Source organism: Fusobacterium varium (assembly GCA_021531615.1).
Lineage (GTDB): Bacteria > Fusobacteriota > Fusobacteriia > Fusobacteriales > Fusobacteriaceae > Fusobacterium_A > Fusobacterium_A varium_C.
The window spans coordinates 1-20,070 of the sequence record JADYUE010000009.1; the positions used below are offsets into that span (position 1 = coordinate 1).

Sequence of the window (20,070 nt, forward strand, 5' to 3'; positions counted from 1 at the left end):
AAAAAGACCCAAGCCCATTTTTTTTGAACTTGAGTCTCAAATTTTAATTTATAGCTGAGTAGTTACAATGAGATTGAAGAGAATCTATTTAAATATTTAATAAAAAACTGCCCCTAAATTTTAGGAGCAGTTTTCTTATATTATAATCTAAATAATAAATCGTAATAAGTAGGTATAGGCCATACTGTTTTTTCTATTAGAAGTTCAAGAGAGTCAACAACAGTTCTCATACGAGCTAAAACAGGTATAAGTTCATTGTGGTAATAGCAAGCTCTTTCATATTCATCAGCAATAGCCATAGCAGTTCTAAGCCCTTCATTTAATTCAGTTATAGAGTCTTTAAGTTGGTTTTTAAATCCTATTACTTTAATTAAATGTTCTTTATCATATTGGATAAATTGTTCCTCTCCTAGAGCCTCTCTAACACTGTTAATCATTTGAGAGATATTAGTTATATATCTTGAAATACAAGGATAAATTTCATTTCTTGCCATTCTAATAGCAGTAGATATTTCAATATTTGTTTGTTTATTAAATCTATCACTGTAGATTTTAAATCTTGAGTATAACTCATTTCTTGTTAAAACTTTATGTCTTTCAAAAAGAGCAATAGTTTCTTCTCTAATATAAACTGGTATTCCTTCAATAGTATTTTTTAGATTTGAAAGTCCAAGCTCTTTAGCTTTATCTATCCAAGCTTGTTCATATCCATTTCCATTGAATATAATTCTTTTGTGTTTAGGATATCTATCTTTTATAAGTTTAACAATATATTTATTGATATTTTTTGTAGGATCTGTTTTTTCTAAGTAATCAGCATACTCTTTTAAGATATCAGCAACTATAGTGTTGATCATAAATACTGGTGTAGAAGCAGAAGCACTTGATCCAGGCATTCTAAATTCAAATTTATTTCCTGTAAATGCAAAAGGTGAAGTTCTGTTTCTATCTGATAAGTCTTTAGAAATTTTTGGAATATGCATTCCAATATCTAGTACTTCTTCAGAACTTTCATTAAATTCTGTATTACCAATATTTTCTAATAGTTCTTGAAGTTGTTCTCCTAAGAAGATAGAGATAACTGCTGGTGGAGCTTCATGTCCTCCAAGTCTATGATCATTTCCTGGTGTAGCTGTACATGCTCTTAAGATATCAGCATATCTGTCTACTCCCTCTATAACAGCCATTAGATATAGTAAAAATTGAAGATTATCTTTAGTTAGAGAATCTGGATTGTATAGATTTTTTCCTGTATCTGTTGATAGTGACCAGTTACAATGTTTTCCAGAACCATTGACACCTTGGAAAGGTTTTTCATGAAGAAGTGCAGCAAGATGATGTCTATTTGCAACTTTTTTGATGATGTCCATAGTTAAATGGTTTTGGTCAACAGCAACGTTAGCTGTAGTAAACATTAGTGCTATTTCAAATTGGTTAGGTGCAACTTCGTTATGTTTAGTTTTAGCCATAACTCCAACTTTCCAAAGTTCAGCATCAAGCTCAGCCATGAAACATTCTACTCTCTCTTTAATTGTTCCATAGTAGTGATCGTTCATCTCTTGACCTTTAGGTGGTAAGTTACCAAAAAGAGTTCTTCCAGCTAATGCTAAGTCTAAACGTTTATCCCAAAACTCTTTTTCAACAAGGAAATATTCTTGTTCAGCACCAAGAGTAACATCTATATGTCTAGTTTGAGTATCTCCTAATAATTTTTGAATTCTTAATGCTTGAGATTCAACAGCTTTTATAGATCTTATTAATGGAACTTTTTTATCTAATGCTTCTCCATTATAACCAACAAAAGCAGTAGGAATGTATAGAGTTTTAGAAATTCCCTCTCCTTTTAAGAACATAGGTGAGCTTGTATCCCAAGCTGTATATCCACGAGCTTCAAAAGTTGATCTTAATCCTCCATTAGGGAAAGATGATGTATCAGCTTCTCCCTTTATAAGCTCTTTTCCAGAGAATTGAGACATTATAGTTCCATCTGATGTAATAGCAATAAAAGATTCATGTTTTTCTGCAGTTAATTCAGTAAGAGGTTGAAACCAGTGAGTAAAGTGTGTAGCTCCTTTTTCAGTAGCCCAACTTTTTACTGCATTGGCAATAACATCAGCTACTTCTAAAGACATTTCAGCTTCCCCAAGTTGAACAGATTTAAATTTTTTGAAAATTGAACTAGGAACTCTACTTTTTAATTCAAGTTCTGAAAAGTAGTTGATTCCAAAAACTTCCAGCATTGTGTTCATTTATTAAACGCCCCCCTGTATATAATAAAATTTTTTTATAGTAAAATTTTAGTGATTACATAACTAAAACATATGATACATAAAGGTATATAATATAAATGGATAAAAATATTTATTGTATTAATTTTATCTTATGATTGTAACACAAGGGAACATGATAATCAATAGATTTTTTTAAAAAATTATTTTGATTTAGTAAAAAAATTGAAAAAAAAAATAAAATAAGATATAATCTAATATAATCCATTAAAGGTGAAGCAGGAGAGTGATAAGGGTGGAAATAGTAAGAGGAAGTTTCGCTTTTGAAGGCATTGTAACTGGAGAAGTTTTTTTAGATAAAAAAAAGTATATAGATGAAGGAATAACAGCAATTTTAGATGAAAAAGATATTGAAAATGAAATTGAAAGATTTGAAAGAGCTTTAGAACTTTCAAAGGAGTCTTTAGAAGATCTAAGAACAAGTTTTGCTGGAAAAATGAACGAACATGATTTAGAAATAGTAACAGCTCATATGATGATACTAGATGATCCAGTGTACGTATCAGATATTAAAAAAAGTATAAAAAAAGATAAATTGAGAGCTGAAGAGGCAGTAAGGCTTATAACTAATAAATATGTAAAGATGTTTAAGAGTATTCAAAATCCTGAATATAGGCAAAAAGAATTAGACATAAAAGATGTAGGAAAAAGAATAACTGGAAATTTAGATAAAAGATTTGAAGATTGGAAAAAATTAGATGGGAAAATATTAGTAACAAAGGAGATCTTTCCAACAGAACTTTTAAATATATACCATTTAGGAATAAATATAAAGGGAATAGTTATGGAATATGGTGGAGAAACATCACATTTAGCTATTCTTGCAAAAGCTTTAGAAATTCCAACATTGATGGGAATAAAAAATATTTTTAGCTATAATTGGGGAAAAGATATAATTTTAGATACTACAGAGATCAATTCTTGTGTTATAATAGAACCAGATGAAAAAACTAAAAAAGAGTATGAAGAGCTTTTAGAAAAATTTAGATTAAAGAAGGAAGAGATTCAGAGAGATGCTGACTTACCAACTGAAACTTTAGATGGAGAAAAAGTTTCATTGTATATAAATGCTAGTGGTGATCTGAATTCAGATGAGGTTAAACTTTTTAAACCAGATGGAATTGGTTTATTAAGAACAGAGCTTTTATATATGAAAAATACATCTTTTCCAGATGAAGAGAATCAATTTAAAATTTACAATAATATAGTAGAAAAATTTGATAAAAATTCTTCTATTGTTATAAGAACTTTGGATATAGGTGCTGATAAACAGTTGCCATATTTTAAGATGAAAAATGAAACAAACTCTTTTTTGGGATTGAGAGGAATAAGATTTAGTTTACAAAATCAAGATATATTTCTTACACAATTAAAAGCTATCTTGAGAGCTGCATATAATAGAAATGTAAAAATTATGTATCCAATGGTTACTAATATATCTGAACTTAGAGAAGCTAATAAACTATTGGAGAGAGCAAAGAAAGAGTTAAAACAAGAAAATAAATTATATAAAGAAGATATAGAAATTGGGGTAATGATTGAAGTTCCATCAATAGTTATGATGGCAGATGTTTTTGCTCAAGAGGTAGATTTTTTCAGTATAGGAACAAATGATTTAACTCAATATATTTTAGCAACAGATAGACTTTCAGAAACTGTGTCTTCAATGTATGATTGTTATAATCCTGCTGTATTACGTTCTATTGCCTTTGTAAAGAAAGCAGCTGACTTATATGGAAAAAAAGTATCAGTTTGTGGAGAAATGGCAGGAGATGCAAAAGCTATAGTTGCTTTTTTAAGTATGGGAATAAAAGATTTAAGTATGGTAGGAACATCAATTTTAACTGCTAGATCTCTAATAAGAAGTTTAAACTATGAAAAACTAAAAGAGATAAAAGAAAAAATATTACTTTGTCACGATTCAAAAGAAGTAAAAGATATTTTAATAAAATATATAAACTAAAAGGAAAGGGATAAATTTATGAAAAGTAGAATAGTTCAAATAAAGAATAAAGCAGGTTTACATGCAAGACCATCATCTTTATTTGTACAATTAGTAACAGGATATGATTCTGACATTACAGTTAAATGTGATGATGAAGAGATAAATGGAAAAAGTATAATGGGATTGATGCTATTAGCAGCAGAGTGTGGAAGAAAACTTGAGCTTATAGCAGATGGACCAGATGAAGATGAGATGTTAGATGCACTTGTCGATCTAATAGAAGTAAAAAAATTTAATGAGGAATAATTTATGGAGATAATAAGAGCTAAACATATGGGATTCTGTTTTGGAGTCTCTGGAGCTATTGAAACTTGTCACAATGTAATAAAAGAAGAAGAAAATAAAAATAAAAGAATCTTTATTTTAGGTATGTTGGTACATAATCAATATGTAGTTGATAAGTTAAAAGATGAAGGATTTTTAATAGTAGAAGAGGAAGAAATTCTAAATCAAAAAGATGATTTAACTGAAAATGATATAGTTATTGTAAGAGCACATGGAACTTTAAAAAAAATTTATAACATTTTGAATGAAAAAAGAGTCAAAGTATATGATGCTACTTGTAAATTTGTAACACATATTAGAGAAACTTTGGTAGAGATGGAAAAGCAAGGTTATGAAATTATCTTTATTGGAGATAAAAATCATCCTGAGGTAAAAGGAATTATATCTTTTGGAGAGAATATAAGAGTTTATAATGAGTTAGAAGAAGTTGAAAAAGCTGAAATAGATAGTAATAAAAAGTATTGTGTTCTTACACAAACAACTTTAAACAAAAAAAAATTAGAAAAAATAAAAAGTTTCTTGGAAAATCACTATTCAAATGTTAAGATATCAGATAAGGTGTGTGGAGCAACTCAAGTTCGCCAAGAAGCAGTGGAAGAGTTAGCTAAAGAGGTAGATATACTATTAGTTATTGGTGGAAAAAATAGTTCTAATACTAAAAAGTTATATGATATCTCAAAAACTATAAATGAAAAAACTTATCTAATAGAGAGTGAAAAAGAGTTAGAAAAAAATTGGTTCGATGGCTGTGAAAAAATAGGAATTACAGCTGGAGCCTCAACACCGGAAGAAATAGTAATTAATATAGAAAATAAAATAAGGGGGATCAATTAATGTCTAATAATAATGAACACGTTGATTACACAGAATTTGAATCTTGGCTAAATGAGTATATGCCAGAGGAAGACAATGCTAAAGGAGAAAAAGTAAGAGTAAAAGGAATATTAGCTACAAAAGAAAGAAACTTCTCTTTCCTTGATGTTCCAGGATTACCTACAAGTGTAAGAGTAAGAACTGAAGAGCTAGAAAACTACAATGAAGGAGATGAAGTAGAAGTTCTTTTAGTTGGAGAAGACGAAGATTTCAAAATTGGTTCAAGAAGAAGAATAGATATGGAAGATAGTTGGAAAAAACTAGAAGAAGCTTTCGAAAAGAAAGAGATCATCACAGGAAAAATCGTTAAGAGAGTAAAAGGTGGATATATGGTAGAAGCTATGTTCCATCAAGGATTCCTTCCTAACTCTTTATCAGAAATCTCAATGAAAGATGGAGATAAAGTAATTGGAGAGGAAATCAAAGTAATGATTAAAGATATCAAACCTGATAAAGATAAAAAAGGTAAGAAAATTACTTTCTCTAAAAAAGATATAACTCTATTAAAAGAAAGTGAAGAGTTCTCTGAATTAAAAGTTGGAGATGTTGTAGAAGCTGAAATTACAGATGTTCTTGAATTTGGACTTTCATTAAAAATTCAACATCTAAGAGGATTTGTACATATTTCTGAAGTATCTTGGAAAAAACTAGATAAATTATCTGATCAATACAAAAAAGGAGATATGGTAAAAGCTGAAATTATATCTCTAGAACCAGAAAAGAAAAATGTAAAACTTTCAATAAAAGCTCTAACAAGAAATCCTTGGGAAGTAGCAGCAGAGCAATACGCTGTTGATTCTGTAATTGAAGGAAAAGTAACTAAAATACTTCCTTATGGAGTATTTGTTGAAATAGCTGATGGTGTAGAAGGATTAGTACATATGTCAGACTTTACATGGAATAAGAAAAGAGTTAGCTTAAATGAATTTGTTCAAGTTGGAGATATAGTTAAAGTTAAAGTTCTTGAATTCCAACCAGCTGAAAGAAAATTAAAACTAGGAATTAAACAATTAAGTGAAAATCCTTGGGATTCAGCTGAAACAAGATTTGCAGTAGGAACTCAATTAACAGGAAAAGTTTTAGAAGTAAAACCTTTTGGACTTTTTGCTGAAGTTGAACCTGGTGTAGATGTATTTATTCACCAATCAGACTATAACTGGCAAGGTGAAGAAAATAAGAAATTTGCAGTTGGAGATACAGTAGAATTTAAAGTAATCGAACTTAATACAGAAGATAACAAAATTAAAGGAAGTATAAAAGCTTTAAGAAAAAGTCCTTGGGAAGTAGCTCTAGAAAACTATAAAGTTGGAGATACAGTAGAAAAAGAGATTAAAAATATAATGGACTTTGGATTATTTGTTAATTTAAGTAAAGGAATAGATGGATTCATTCCTGCTCAATTAGCATCTAAAGACTTTATAAAAAATCTTAAAGATAAATTTACAGTAGGACAAAAAGTAAAAGCTCAAATTACTGAAATAGATAGAGAAAAACAAAGAATTAAATTATCTATTAAAAAAATAGAAATTGAAGAAGAGAGAAGAGAAAATCAAGAACTTCTTTCTAAATATGGAACTTCTGGAGAAGATAGATAATAATATTTTTAAATAAGAGAGCAGGTAGTTTTTTAGCTACCTGCTTTTAAATTTTTTGAAATAATATTTTTGAGAATAGAGTTAAAAAATGTTATAATATAATGTTCAAAAATATTTTATCTTAAAGAAAAAATAGATATGATATAGAGAAAAGAATCTTTTGAAATCATGGTTATAATAATTGAAAAAACCTAATATTTATGATAAAATAGTTTACTAGAAAAGTAATGAAATTTAAAGTGCAAAGAGAGGAAAATAAGAATGAATCAAATTATTATAAAATTATTTCTAATAGTAGGAATTGGAGCAATGATAGGTTGGATAACAAATTACATCGCTATAAAAATGCTTTTTAGACCATATAAAGAGATGAACTTTCTATTTTTTAAGATACAAGGATTAATTCCTAAAAGAAGAAGTGAGATAGCTGTAAGTATAGCAGATACAGTTCAAAAGGAGCTTATCTCTTTGAAAGATATTACAAACTCTTTAAATGCTGATGAGTTAGAAGAGAAGATGGGAGCAGTAATTGATAAGATCTTAGAGGAAAAATTAGAAAGTGAAATAACTAAGAAATTTCCAATGTTAGCTATGTTTCTTAGTGACGAGATTATAAATAAGATAAAATCAATGATAAAAACATCTATTTTAGAAAATAAAGAAACTATAATAAATATGTTTACAAGTTACTTAGAAGAAAAAGTTGATTTTAAAAAGATTATAATTGAGAATGTAGAAGCTTTTTCATTGGAGAAATTAGAGGAGATTACCTACTCTTTAGCTAAAAAAGAGTTAAAGCATATTGAAGTAATAGGAGCGATTTTAGGAGGAATAATTGGAATTTTCCAATTTGCTATAAGTTTATTTGTATAAGGAGAAGAGAGTGGATAGAGTAGTTACAACTTTGGAAATGGAAAATGAAGTAGAGGTACAAAAGACATTAAGACCTAAATGTTTTAAAGAGTACATTGGACAAACTTCTTTAAAAGAGAAAATGGCTATCTCTATTGAAGCTGCAAAAAGAAGAGGGGGATCAATAGATCATATCTTGTTATATGGACCACCAGGGTTGGGAAAAACAACTTTAGCAGGAGTCATAGCCACAGAGATGGGAGCTAATTTGAGAATAACTTCAGGACCTGTATTAGAAAGAGCTGGAGATTTAGCAGCTATCCTTACTTCATTAGAGGAGAATGATATACTTTTTATAGATGAGATACATAGATTAAATAATACAGTAGAGGAGATATTGTATCCAGCTATGGAAGACAGAGAACTTGATATTATAGTTGGAAAAGGACCTTCAGCTCGTTCAATTAGAATAGAGCTACCTAATTTTACATTGATAGGAGCTACAACTAGAGCTGGACTTTTAAGTTCACCTTTGAGAGATAGATTTGGAGTAACTCATAGAATGGAGTATTATACAGAGGATGAGATTGCTGAGATAATTATTAGAGGTGGAAATATCTTAGGAGTAAAGGTTGAAGAAGAGGGAGCAAGGGAACTAGCTAGTAGAAGTAGGGGAACTCCTAGAATAGCCAATCGTCTTTTAAAAAGAGTGAGAGATTATTGTGAAATAAGAGGAAATGGAGTGATAGATAGAGAGACTTCATTGAAAGCTTTGGAGATATTGGGAATAGATTCAGCTGGACTAGATGATTTGGATAGAGATATAGTTAATGCTATTATAGATAACTATGGTGGAGGACCAGTTGGAATAGAAACTCTTTCACTATTATTAGGGGAAGATAGAAGAACTTTAGAAGAGGTTTATGAGCCTTATTTAGTAAAGATAGGATATTTAAAAAGAACAAATAGAGGAAGAATGGTAACTGAAAAGGGATACCAACATTTTAAGAAAGTTAAGGAGTAGTGATTAGATGAAGATAAGTACAAGAGTTAGATATGGATTAAAAGCTTTAGTATATATAGCTGAAAAGAGCAGAGAAGATAAATTAGTGAGAATAAAAGAGATAGCTGATGATCAAAATATATCTGTACAATATTTAGAGCAAATACTTTTTAAATTAAAAAATGAAAATATAATAGAAGGAAAAAGAGGACCTAATGGTGGATATAGATTAGCTAAAAACCCTGAAGAGATAACATTACATGAACTATATAAAATATTAGATGAAGAGGAAAAAGTTATAGACTGTAATGAGAGCAAGGAGAATAAAGCAAACTGTAACGGACAAAGTTGTGGAACTACTTGTATATGGAATAAATTAGATAATGCAATGACTAAAATACTTGAAGAAACAACTTTAAATGATTTTATAAAAAATCAAGATATGATATAGGAGTTTAGTATGATAAGTGTTATAATATCAGAAGAAAATATAAGAGAAAAAGATATTATTATAGAGGATAAAGCTGATGTAAATCATTTAAAGAATGTTTTTAGAGTTAAGCTTGGAGAAAAAGTAAGAGCTGTTGATGGAGAAAAAGAGTATTTCTGTAATGTAAAAGAGATTGAAAAGAAATATATCATATTGGAAATTGAAGAGGTATTAGAGGATAGATACTCTCATAAAATAGAGATTGATGCAGCAGTAGGGATATTAAAAAATGATAAGATGGATCTAACTATACAAAAATTAACTGAATTAGGAATAAATGAGATTATTCCAGTTGCAGCTAAAAGGGGAGTAGTTAAGATCAATGAAAAAAAAGATAAATGGGATCTTATTGTAAGAGAAGCATTAAAACAATGTCAAGGGGTAAAGCCAACAAAAATTGCAGAAGTAGTAAAAATAAAAGATATAGAGCTGGAAAAATATGATTTGATCATTGTTCCTTATGAGTGTGAAGAGGAATATACATTAAAAAATCTTTTAAATAACAGAGAGGTTTCACCTAAAAAGGTATTGTATATAATCGGTCCTGAAGGGGGATTTGATTCAGAGGAGATAGAATATTTAAAATCTAAAGGTGCTAATATTGTAACTTTAGGAAAGAGAATATTGAGAGCAGAAACAGCTTCTATTGTAGTAGGAGGAATATTAATAAATGAGTTTCAATAAAAAAGTTGCTTTTTATACTTTAGGATGTAAGGTAAATCAGTATGAAACAGAGAGTATAAAAAATCAATTGATAAAAAAAGGGTATGAAGAGGTTAGTTTTGAAGATAAAGCAGACATATATATAGTAAATTCATGTACTGTTACAAGTGTAGCAGATAGAAAGACTAGAAATATGTTGAGAAGAGCTAAGAAGATAAATCCTAATGGAGCAGTTATTGTAACAGGGTGCTATGCTCAAACTAACAGTAAAGAACTATTAGAGATGGAAGATATAGATTATGTAATTGGAAATACAGATAAAAGTGGAATAGTTAATTTTATAGAGGATATTGAAAATAGAACTATGGAAAAATTGAAAAACCATAATATTTTCTTAGATTCAGAGTATACAGAATATGAGTTTGCCACTTTAAGAGAGATGTCAAGAGCCTATGTAAAAATTCAAGATGGGTGTAATAACTTTTGTTCATATTGTAAAATTCCTTTTGCAAGAGGAAAAAGTAGATCTAGACAGAAAGATAATATATTAAAAGAGATAACAAAATTATCTCAAGAGGGATTTAAAGAGATAATTCTTATAGGTATAAATTTAGGTGCTTATGGTGAAGATCTAGAAAATGGTGGGAATTTTGAAGATCTATTGAGAGATATATTAAAAATAGATGGAATAGAAAGAGTTAGAATAGGATCAGTATATCCAGATAAAATTTCAGATGAGTTTATTGAGATGTTTTCTAATCCTAAATTAATGCCACATCTTCATATTTCACTTCAATCTTGTGATGATAGTGTTTTAAAGAGAATGAAGAGAAAATATGGAAGCTCTTTAATAGAAGAAAGATTGACAAAATTAAGAAAAGCTGTACCTAATATGGAGTATACAGCAGATGTAATAGTAGGTTTCCCTGGAGAAACTCAAGAGATGTTTGAAAATTCATATAAATTAATAGATAAAATAGGATTTTCAGGTTTACATATTTTCCAATATTCAGATAGAGAAAACACTTTAGCTAGTACTTTTCAAGATAAGATAGATCCAAAAGTAAAAAAAGAGAGAGCAGATGAATTGGAAAAACTAAAAGAGATAATGGCAGAAAGAGAGAGAAAAAAATACCTAGATAAAGAACTAAAAGTATTAGTAGAAGAGGAAAAAGATGGGTATTTATATGGTTATAGTGAAAACTATCTAAGAGTAAAATTAAAAGGAGAAGCTACAAGTTTAAATCATATAGTTAGTGTAAAAATAAATTCTTTAAAAAAGGAGATGCTAATTGGGGATGAGTAAAAAGAATGGAAGATTAAAAGTAGTAGTATTGGTGTTAATTATAATAGTAGCTTTAGGTGCTTTTTTATTTATTAATATTAATGATGGCAATAAAGAGTTAGATAAAAATAGCAGATACTTAATAATAGGAAAGGGAAATTTAATTGCTGTATATGAAGATAAATTAGCTGTGAAAATTCCTTATGAAGTTAGTGTAAGTAAAGATGAAACATTTGAAGATCTTGTAAAAACTAAAAATAAAGAAGAAATCATGGCAACAGTAAATAAAATTTTACCAGAAAAAGTTGATAATTATAAAGTTGTAAAATTTGGTGAAGTTAAACTTAATACAAAAAATTCAAAAAATATTCCTGAAACAACTATTGGAGATAAAAGATATGTATTAACATCAAGTTTATATTCAATGTTTGAAGAGATGTATAATGACCCTAATAAAGCAAATGAAGTAAATGAAAATATAATTGTAGATATTTTAAATGCAAATGGTAGAGGTGGTTATGCAAGAAAAACAGGAGAGAAATTGAAGAAAAATCTTTCAATGAAGTATAATGCAGCTAACTATGAAACTTTCTTAGAGGAAAGTTATGTTATTTTAAATGATATTTCTAAAGATAAAACTCAAGAGATATTGATGCAACTAAATGAAAAATATTTCAAAGTAAAAGATGTTCCAACAATACCAACTTTAGCTAATGTAGTTGTAATCTTAGGTAAGGAAGAAAATGTAAAATTTGATGTTGATATTATAGGAAAAGGAAATGTAGCAGATGAGTTTACTAAAGAGTTAAAAAAAGAGGGATATAAAAATGTAAAAAATGTTGTTACAGATTCTAAAGTTGAAACTCCTGTAATTGAATATAATCCAGAAGATTACTATATAGCATATAAAATAGCTAAAAAACTAGATATAAAAGATATGATAGAAAAGGAAAATTTAAAGAATAAGATAAATATTTTTGTAAACAATTAATTCAAAAGGAATGAACTATGATATATATACTATCTTTTTTAGGAATAATAATAGAAAATAGTTTGCCATTAAGTGGAGTTGTTTTAATAGTGACTTTACCTTTTTTCACTTATTTAGTAAATTTAAAGAGAATTCGTTCAGTTACTTGTATATTTTTAATGACTCTGATAATGTCTATACAAACTCATGATTTTGTTGAAAACTTTATAATACTGGCTCTATTTTATTATCTGTTTAATTTTATATTTATAAATATGGTTTATAATAGAGAAAATATAATATTTATCTCTCTTTTGCAAATAGGTGTATATTTTGTATTAAACTATGAAAATTACAGTAGATTTTATCTTATATTAAATTTAGTTGGTTTTCTTATAATTAATTATTTTTATATCAGACATATGAGAAAGAAAAATATTAGGGGACAACAGTAATGAAAAATAGAAATATTGAGATAAAATTAGGAAATGAAAGTACTAAAAGAGATATTATATATAAGATATTTGTTATCTTTATATTTTTAGGTTTAATCCTTAGAATGATGTATTTACAATTATATAGAGGGGATAAATACGCTTATTTAGCTGAAAAAAATAGGTTTAAGTTAAAGAAGATTGAGTCTCCAAGGGGAAAAATCTACGACAGAAATGGAAAGTTAGTAGTGACAAATGGTGCAGGGTATAGACTTGTTTACTTAAAGGAAAGAGATAATAACCCAGAGATAGTTAAAGAGATAAGTGAAGTTACTGGATATGATGAGGAATTTATAAAAAAGAGAATTAAGAATGGGGAGATCTTCCCATATACTCGTGAAAATGTTTTGGTAGAGAGTTTAGATGAGGAAACAGCTCACAAATTAATGGAAAAAATTATAGATTACCCATATTTACAGGTACAAACTTATTCAAAAAGACGTTATCTCTATGATTCTACAGCTTCTCATAGTATTGGATATGTAAAGAAAATTTCAGAAAAAGAGTATGAAAAATTAAAAGATGAAGGGTATTCTCCAAGAGATATTATAGGTAAAGATGGTTTAGAAAGAACCTATGATAAGGAACTTCAAGGGGAAGATGGATATGAGTATATTGAGGTAAATGCCTTTAATAGAGTTCAAAGAAGAGTAGCAGAAGAAAAGATACCAGTACCTGGTAAAAATCTTTATATGACTCTTGATATGGAGTTACAACAATATATGGAAGAGCAATTTAAAGAGGATAAAAGGGTAGGATCATTTATAGCAATGAACCCTAAAACTGGTGAACTTATAACTATGGTAAGTTATCCTACATACTCATTAAATATGTTTAGCTCTCAAATTTTAAATGAAGATTGGCAAAAAATAATCAACGATCCAGGGCGACCTTTAACTAATAAAACTATTGCTGGAGAGTATCCACCAGGATCAGTATTTAAAGTAGTTTCAGCAATTTCATTTCTAGAAAATGGAATAGATCCTAAAGAGAAATATTTAGATAGAAATGGATATTATGAAATTGGAAAATGGAGATGGAGAGCTTGGAAAGCTGGAGGACATGGATATGTAGATATGAAAAAATCCATAGTTGAGTCAGCAAACCCTTACTATTATAGACTTGCTGATCAAATAGGGCATAAACCTATTGTAGAAACAGCACATATCTTTGGATTGGGAGAAAAAACTGGAATAGATATTCCAGGAGAAAAGAGAGGGATACTTCCAGATGTAGAATGGAAGAAAAAAGTTATAGGAAGTGGTTGGTATAAAGGGGATACAATTCTGTTATCAATAGGACAGGGGTATCTAACAGTAACACCTTTACAAATAGCAGTTCTCTATGCTGCTATAGCTAATAAAGGGTATACTTATTCTCCACATTTAGCTAAGAGTTTAGTTGATTTTAGTGGACAAGAAGTTGAAGAAATATTAGGAAAGAAACATGAAATAAAAAATTTCCCTAAAAAATACTATGATATTTTAAACGATGCTTTAGTAGCTACTGTAGCTCAAAACAATGGAACAACTAAGATTTTGAGAAGAAAAGATATAACAGTAGCAGCAAAAAGTGGATCTGCCCAAAATGCTCACTCTAAAACAACTCATGCTTGGGTAGCAGGATATTTTCCAGCTGAAAATCCAGAGATTGTATTTACAGTTGTATTGGAAGGAGCTGGAGGAGGAGGAGCCATGGGAGGAGCTATGGCTAAAAAATTTATAGATAAGTATATGGAAATAAAAGATAGGGAAAATGGAGTTGAAGTTCCTCAAAAAATAGAGGGATAGGTTAATTTTAGATTATAAGATTTAAAAATAGTGGAGGTAATGAACACTTAATTTGGTTAAGGAGAACATGTAATGATAAGAAAAATAAAAGATACAGAGACACAAAAGAAGAAAGAAAGAAGTAATGTTACAGGAATAAAAGAAGTAAAAGCTATAAAAGAGAAAATAAGAGCTATAAAAGCTGGAATAAAAGAGTTAAAAGATGACAGTAAAAAAACATCAAAAGTAACTACTACAGAAACAAAGGAAGCTAAAATTCAAAAGGAAGAAAAGATGTATGTTATTCCTCTTGGAGGATTAGAAGAAGTTGGAAAGAATATGACAGTAGTTCAATATAGAGATGAGATAATTATTATTGACTCTGGAGTAACTTTTCCAGACGAAAACTTATTGGGAATAGATTTAGTAATTCCAGATTTTACATTTTTAGAAAATAATAAAGATAAAGTTAAAGGATTATTTATAACACATGGACATGAAGATCATATAGGATCTATTCCATATCTTTATCAAAAAATAGATAAAACAGTTCCAATGTATGGAGGAAAACTAACTCTTGCATTGGCAAAATCTAAATTTGAAAATCCTGGATTTTCAAAGGAACTTCCTAAGATGAAAGAGGTTAAGGGAAGAAGTAAAGTAAAAGTTGGAAAATATTTTACAGTTGAATTTATAAAGGTGACACACTCTATAACAGATGCTTATGCCTTAGTGATAACAACTCCTGCTGGAGTAGTATTCCATACTGGAGATTTTAAAATTGACTTAACTCCAGTAGATGGAGAGGGAGTAGACTTTGCTAGACTTTCTCAAATAGGAGAACAGGGAGTAGATCTAATGCTATCAGATTCAACTAACTCTGAAGTAGAAGGATTTACACCATCAGAAAGAAGTGTAGGAGAAGCATTTAAACAGGAATTTTCCAAGGCTAAGGGAAGAATTATAGTTGCAGCTTTTGCATCTCATGTTCATAGATTACAACAGATTATAAATACTGCTGAAGAGTATGGAAGAAGAATAGCTATTGATGGAAGAAGCTTAGTAAAAGTATTTGAAATAGCATCAAATTTAGGATATTTAAGAATACCTGAGGGAATGATGGTATCTTTAGCTGAAGTAGATAGTCTAAGAGATAATAAAGTAGTAATTCTTTGTACAGGAACTCAAGGAGAGCCAATGGCAGCTCTTTCGAGAATAGCTAAGAATATGCACAAACATATAAAGATAAAAGAAGGAGATACTGTAATAATTTCAGCAACTCCTATTCCAGGGAATGAAAAAGCAGTTTCAAATAATATAAATAATCTGTTAAAATATGATGCAGAGGTTGTATTTAAGAAAATAGCTGGAATTCATGTATCAGGACATGGAAGTAAAGATGAACAAAAACTTATGTTAAATTTGATTAGACCAAAATATTTTATGCCAGTTCATGGAGAACATAAGATGTTAAAGGCACATAAAGATACTGCTATAGAAACTGGAGTACCTAAAAATAATATTATAATTGCACAAAATGGTAGCAAGGTTGAAGTAACAAAATCAGCAGTAAAAATTAAAGGAAAAGTAAATGCAGGATCTACACTTGTTGATGGATTAGGTGTTGGAGATATAGGAAATATTGTTCTTAAAGATAGACAACAACTTTCACAAGATGGAGTTGTAGTAATAGTATTTACTTTAGATAAGGAAACAGGAAAAATTATAGTTGGTCCAGATATTGTTACAAGAGGATTTGTTTATTCAAAAGAGTCAGATGATATAATAAAAGAAGCTATTGAAACAATTAAACAAAAACTAGATAGCATGGATGGAAATGCTATGAAAGATTGGACAATGTTAAAAAATAATACTAGAGATATAGCATCAAAATATTTTTATAATAAAACAAAGAGAAACCCAGTAGTACTACCAATAATAATGGAAGTTTAATTTTAGAAAAAGATTTTAGTAGTAATTAAAAAAGAAAAAGGAGAAAGAATATGTCATTAACAAGCAAACAAAGATCATTTTTAAGAAAACAAGCACATGATTTAGAACCATTAGTAAGAATTGGAAAAGATGGAGTAACAGAAAATCTAATTCAAAGTATACTTGAAGCTATAAACTCAAGAGAGATTTTAAAAGTAAAAATTCTTCAAAACTGTGAAAAAGAGAAAGAAGAGATATTAGAAGAGTTATCAGCTAGAGATGAATTTGAAGTTGTTGGATTAATAGGAAGAACAATTATTTTATATAGAGAAAATATAGATAAACCAGTGATCTCTTTAGAAGTAAAAGGAATAAGATAATTTTTTGGAGGGAAAAGATGAATCCCGGAATTATATTGAATAATAGAGTTTTAGATGTTGTGTTTATAGCATGGTTTATAGCTCAATTTTATAAAGTGTTAACAAGTATCTTTAAAAAGGGAAAGCTTGATATAACAAGAATGTGGGATACTGGCGGAATGCCAAGTTCCCATAGTTCTACTGTATCTTGTTTAGTAACAAGTATAGCTATAAAATATGGAATCAGCAGTGACCTTTTTGCTATAACAATTATTTTTGCTGGAATAGTAATGTATGATGCTGCTGGAATTAGAAGAGCAGCAGGAAAACAAGCTGGAGTCATAAATTCACTTATAGAAAAAATACCATTATTTATTGGAAAAGCACAGTATAACAAGCATTTTAGTAAAGAGAAGGAAGCTAAATTAAAAGAACTTTTAGGGCACACACCATTTGAAGTGTTAGTAGGATGTATTTTAGGAATAATTATTGGATTGCTCTTTAGAAGGTATCTACAGGGGTAAGGATGGAATATGGAGAATTTAAAAAAAGCAAATGTAGAAGAACTTGAAAAAAAAGCTGAAGAGATAAGAAAAACTTTAATAGAAACTGTAAGTAAAAATGGAGGACATTTAGCTCCTAACTTAGGAGTTGTAGAACTTACTCTATGTTTACATAAAGTTTTTGATTTTACAAAGGATAAATTACTTTTTGATGTAGGACACCAAGCATATGTGCATAAAATTTTAACAGATAGAGGGGAGAGATTCTCAACTTTAAGACAGAGACATGGAATTGGACCATTTATGGATCCTAAAGAGAGTTCATACGATCCATATATCTCAGGACATGCTGGGACAGCTTTATCAGCTGGAGCAGGAATAGCTATGGCTGATCCAAATAGAAAAGTAATAGTTGTAGTAGGGGATGCTTCTATTTCTAATGGACATTCACTTGAAGCCTTAAATAATATGAGTGGAAAGCTAAAAAATTTGATTATTATATTAAATGATAATGAGATGTCTATAGGAAAAAATGTAGGCTCTCTTTCTAAATTTTTTGGAAAATTAATGGTAAGTGAAAAATATATGAATCTTAGAGATGATGTAAAAAATATCATCAGTAAATTAAGAATAATTAATAGAGTTTCTTCAACATTGGAAAGAGTTGAATTTTCTGTAAAAAATTTCTTTTTACCTTTAAGTATATTAGAAAGTTTTGGATTAAAATTTTTAGGAGTATTAGATGGACATAATATAAATGAATTAGTAGAAACTTTTGAAAAGGTTAAAGAGATGGAGGGACCGATCTTTATTCACATAAAAACTCAAAAGGGAAAAGGTTATTCCTTTGCAGAGAAGGATAAAGAGAAGTTTCATGGAATAGCTCCATTTAATATGGAAACAGGAGCAACAACTTCTAAAGTGAAAACATACTCTAGTATCTTTGGTGAAGAGATGGTTAAGCTTGGAGAAGAGGACGAAAGTATCTATACAATCTCTGCTGGAATGGTAAAAGGTACAGGATTAGGAGACTTTTTCAAGAAATTTGAAAATAGAGCTATAGATGTAGGAATAGCAGAGGGACATGCAGTAACTTTTGCTGGTGGATTGGCATCAATGGGGAAAAAGCCATATGTAGCTATCTACTCTACTTTTATACAAAGAGGCTTTAGTCAACTTATCCACGATATCTCTATTCAAAAATTACCAGTAAGATTTATAGTAGATAGAGCTGGAATTGTAGGAGAAGATGGAAAAACTCACAATGGGCTTTATGATGTTTCAATGTTTACAACAATACCGAATTATACAGTGATAGCACCTACAACTTCACAAGAGTTAGTAGACGCTCTAGAGATATCTAAAGACTTTAATTCAGGACCATTAGTTATAAGAATACCTAGAGAGAATGAGTTTTTTATTGAAAATGATGAAAAATTCCAAATAGGAAAATGGAAAGAGATAAAAAAAGGAAAGAAAAATCTTTTTATAGCAACAGGAAGTATGCTAAAAGAGATTTTAAATATAGATGAAGAGTTAAAAGAAAGAGGAATTGATGGAACAATAGTTAGTGCTGGTTCTATTAAGCCTTTTGATGAAAAATATTTGATAGATAATTTAGAAAAATATGATAATATATTTGTATTGGAAGAAGCTTATGAAGTTAATTCTTTTGGAAGTAGTATATTAGATTTTGTAAATAGTAATGGAATTGATAAAAAAATATATAAGATAGGGATTGCAACACCTATAATTCCACACGGAAAAAGAGACGAGCTTTTAAAAGAATTTGGTTTAAGAGGAGAAAATTTAATTAAAAGAATTGAGGAAAAAATAGATGCAGTTAAAAAATAAAAAAGCATTAGCTTTTATTGAAAATCTTTTAGATTTAGAAATGGTAAAAGATTTGGAGCTTTTTGATGATCAGGGAGTAAAAGTATCTACTCATACATATGATGTTTTAAAGATCTCAATAGATGAATTAAAAAGAGATTATAGAAGTTTTACAGAGGCAAAACAGAGAGTAGATTTCTTTGCAATGACTATTGGAATAATTATTCATGATTTGAGTAAAGGAAGTATAAGAAAGACAGAAGAGAAATTTTCACACTCTCAAATGATGTTAAAAAAGCCAGAATATATAACTAAAGAGGCTGATAGAGTTTTAAAAGAGATAGAGGAAAAATTAGATGTTGAAATAAATGATGCTATTAGAAAAAATATAATTCATATAGTTTTATCACACCATGGAAAATGGGGAAAAATTCAACCTAATAGTAAAGAGGCTCATATAGTTCATAGAGCTGATATGTATTCAGCTAAGTATCATAGAATAAATCCTATTGGAGCAGATAAAATATTGGAGCTTATGGCTCAAGGAATGCAATTGGAAGAGATAAGTGTAAAATTAAATTGTACTCAAGGGGTTATAAAAGATAGGCTAAAAAGAGCTAAACAAGAATTAAATTTTAAAAATACAAAGCAGTTAATAAATTATTATAAGAAAAATAAAAAAATTCCAATAGGAGATAACTTTTTTATTCAAAGAGTTAGAGAGACAGAAAAATTAAAAAGAATGGTAGATAGAAAAGGATTTAAAAATATTATGCTGGAAAATCCTTTAATTCCATATTTTAGAGATGATGAGATTTTTAAGAAAAAAGAATTAGAGAAAACAGAACCTAATGGGAAAAAATAGAGGTGG

General features: G+C 29.0%; 18 protein-coding genes. 17 read left to right on the forward strand and 1 reads right to left on the reverse strand.

Features of this window, described 5'->3' with window-relative positions:
* Positions 1–140: 140 nt before the first annotated feature.
* On the reverse strand, positions 141–2,249 hold the full coding sequence (locus I6E31_04935; protein ID MCF2639315.1) for a glutamine synthetase III: 2,109 nt from the start codon (positions 2,247–2,249) through the stop codon (positions 141–143).
* Between the two features lie 274 nt (positions 2,250–2,523).
* Between I6E31_04935 and ptsP the strand changes: the two genes are divergently transcribed.
* From ptsP to I6E31_05020, 17 genes are all read left to right on the forward strand, one after another.
* Positions 2,524–4,251, forward strand: coding sequence for a phosphoenolpyruvate--protein phosphotransferase (gene ptsP / locus I6E31_04940; GenBank protein MCF2639316.1), 1,728 nt, complete (start codon positions 2,524–2,526; stop codon positions 4,249–4,251).
* A gap of 18 nt (positions 4,252–4,269) precedes the next feature.
* Positions 4,270–4,539, forward strand: coding sequence for an HPr family phosphocarrier protein (locus I6E31_04945; protein ID MCF2639317.1), 270 nt, complete (start codon positions 4,270–4,272; stop codon positions 4,537–4,539).
* Positions 4,540–4,542: 3 nt separating this feature from the next.
* Positions 4,543–5,412 (forward strand): 4-hydroxy-3-methylbut-2-enyl diphosphate reductase, encoded by an 870-nt coding sequence (gene ispH / locus I6E31_04950; GenBank protein ID MCF2639318.1) that lies wholly within the window; start codon positions 4,543–4,545, stop codon positions 5,410–5,412.
* Complete coding sequence (locus I6E31_04955; protein MCF2639319.1) at positions 5,412–7,046, forward strand: 30S ribosomal protein S1; 1,635 nt, start codon at positions 5,412–5,414, stop codon at positions 7,044–7,046. Before ispH ends, I6E31_04955 begins: the two co-directional genes overlap by 1 nt.
* Before the next feature lie 261 nt (positions 7,047–7,307).
* Positions 7,308–7,919: a DUF445 family protein gene (locus I6E31_04960; protein MCF2639320.1), complete on the forward strand. Its 612-nt coding sequence runs from the start codon at positions 7,308–7,310 to the stop codon at positions 7,917–7,919.
* A gap of 10 nt (positions 7,920–7,929) precedes the next feature.
* A complete protein-coding gene (gene ruvB / locus I6E31_04965) occupies positions 7,930–8,922 on the forward strand; it encodes a Holliday junction branch migration DNA helicase RuvB (GenBank protein MCF2639321.1) in 993 nt (330 codons plus the stop codon).
* A 7-nt stretch (positions 8,923–8,929) separates the two neighbouring features.
* Positions 8,930–9,352 (forward strand): Rrf2 family transcriptional regulator, encoded by a 423-nt coding sequence (locus tag I6E31_04970; protein ID MCF2639322.1) that lies wholly within the window; start codon positions 8,930–8,932, stop codon positions 9,350–9,352.
* Between the two features lie 9 nt (positions 9,353–9,361).
* Positions 9,362–10,075 (forward strand): 16S rRNA (uracil(1498)-N(3))-methyltransferase, encoded by a 714-nt coding sequence (locus I6E31_04975; protein MCF2639323.1) that lies wholly within the window; start codon positions 9,362–9,364, stop codon positions 10,073–10,075.
* A complete protein-coding gene (mtaB, locus tag I6E31_04980) occupies positions 10,062–11,360 on the forward strand; it encodes a tRNA (N(6)-L-threonylcarbamoyladenosine(37)-C(2))-methylthiotransferase MtaB (GenBank protein ID MCF2639324.1) in 1,299 nt (432 codons plus the stop codon). Before I6E31_04975 ends, mtaB begins: the two co-directional genes overlap by 14 nt.
* Entirely contained in the window at positions 11,353–12,330 is a 978-nt protein-coding gene (locus I6E31_04985; protein ID MCF2639325.1) for a LytR C-terminal domain-containing protein, read from the forward strand. Before mtaB ends, I6E31_04985 begins: the two co-directional genes overlap by 8 nt.
* 17 nt (positions 12,331–12,347) lie before the next feature.
* On the forward strand, positions 12,348–12,764 hold the full coding sequence (locus tag I6E31_04990; protein ID MCF2639326.1) for a hypothetical protein: 417 nt from the start codon (positions 12,348–12,350) through the stop codon (positions 12,762–12,764).
* Positions 12,764–14,593 carry a penicillin-binding protein 2 gene (gene mrdA, locus I6E31_04995; GenBank protein MCF2639327.1) on the forward strand — a complete coding sequence of 610 codons (1,830 nt, stop codon included), beginning with the start codon at positions 12,764–12,766 and terminating at the stop codon, positions 14,591–14,593. Before I6E31_04990 ends, mrdA begins: the two co-directional genes overlap by 1 nt.
* A gap of 72 nt (positions 14,594–14,665) precedes the next feature.
* A complete protein-coding gene (locus I6E31_05000) occupies positions 14,666–16,525 on the forward strand; it encodes a ribonuclease J (GenBank protein ID MCF2639328.1) in 1,860 nt (619 codons plus the stop codon).
* Positions 16,526–16,575: 50 nt separating this feature from the next.
* Positions 16,576–16,884 carry a ribosome assembly RNA-binding protein YhbY gene (yhbY, locus tag I6E31_05005; GenBank protein ID MCF2639329.1) on the forward strand — a complete coding sequence of 103 codons (309 nt, stop codon included), beginning with the start codon at positions 16,576–16,578 and terminating at the stop codon, positions 16,882–16,884.
* A gap of 17 nt (positions 16,885–16,901) precedes the next feature.
* A complete protein-coding gene (locus tag I6E31_05010) occupies positions 16,902–17,387 on the forward strand; it encodes a divergent PAP2 family protein (GenBank protein ID MCF2639330.1) in 486 nt (161 codons plus the stop codon).
* A 9-nt stretch (positions 17,388–17,396) separates the two neighbouring features.
* Positions 17,397–19,220: a 1-deoxy-D-xylulose-5-phosphate synthase gene (locus I6E31_05015; GenBank protein MCF2639331.1), complete on the forward strand. Its 1,824-nt coding sequence runs from the start codon at positions 17,397–17,399 to the stop codon at positions 19,218–19,220.
* On the forward strand, positions 19,204–20,064 hold the full coding sequence (locus I6E31_05020; GenBank protein MCF2639332.1) for an HD domain-containing protein: 861 nt from the start codon (positions 19,204–19,206) through the stop codon (positions 20,062–20,064). Before I6E31_05015 ends, I6E31_05020 begins: the two co-directional genes overlap by 17 nt.
* Positions 20,065–20,070: the final 6 nt, after the last annotated feature.

Coding starts and splice junctions, on each gene's coding strand:
- I6E31_04935 (MCF2639315.1), bottom strand. CDS start 2,249: ATGAACACAATGCTGGAAGTTTTTGGAATCAACTACTTTTCAGAACTT.
- I6E31_04945 (MCF2639317.1), top strand. CDS start 4,270: ATGAAAAGTAGAATAGTTCAAATAAAGAATAAAGCAGGTTTACATGCA.
- ispH (MCF2639318.1), top strand. CDS start 4,543: ATGGAGATAATAAGAGCTAAACATATGGGATTCTGTTTTGGAGTCTCT.
- I6E31_04955 (MCF2639319.1), top strand. CDS start 5,412: ATGTCTAATAATAATGAACACGTTGATTACACAGAATTTGAATCTTGG.
- I6E31_04960 (MCF2639320.1), top strand. CDS start 7,308: ATGAATCAAATTATTATAAAATTATTTCTAATAGTAGGAATTGGAGCA.
- I6E31_04970 (MCF2639322.1), top strand. CDS start 8,930: ATGAAGATAAGTACAAGAGTTAGATATGGATTAAAAGCTTTAGTATAT.
- I6E31_04975 (MCF2639323.1), top strand. CDS start 9,362: ATGATAAGTGTTATAATATCAGAAGAAAATATAAGAGAAAAAGATATT.
- mtaB (MCF2639324.1), top strand. CDS start 10,062: ATGAGTTTCAATAAAAAAGTTGCTTTTTATACTTTAGGATGTAAGGTA.
- I6E31_04985 (MCF2639325.1), top strand. CDS start 11,353: ATGAGTAAAAAGAATGGAAGATTAAAAGTAGTAGTATTGGTGTTAATT.
- I6E31_04990 (MCF2639326.1), top strand. CDS start 12,348: ATGATATATATACTATCTTTTTTAGGAATAATAATAGAAAATAGTTTG.
- mrdA (MCF2639327.1), top strand. CDS start 12,764: ATGAAAAATAGAAATATTGAGATAAAATTAGGAAATGAAAGTACTAAA.
- I6E31_05000 (MCF2639328.1), top strand. CDS start 14,666: ATGATAAGAAAAATAAAAGATACAGAGACACAAAAGAAGAAAGAAAGA.
- yhbY (MCF2639329.1), top strand. CDS start 16,576: ATGTCATTAACAAGCAAACAAAGATCATTTTTAAGAAAACAAGCACAT.
- I6E31_05010 (MCF2639330.1), top strand. CDS start 16,902: ATGAATCCCGGAATTATATTGAATAATAGAGTTTTAGATGTTGTGTTT.
- I6E31_05015 (MCF2639331.1), top strand. CDS start 17,397: ATGGAGAATTTAAAAAAAGCAAATGTAGAAGAACTTGAAAAAAAAGCT.
- I6E31_05020 (MCF2639332.1), top strand. CDS start 19,204: ATGCAGTTAAAAAATAAAAAAGCATTAGCTTTTATTGAAAATCTTTTA.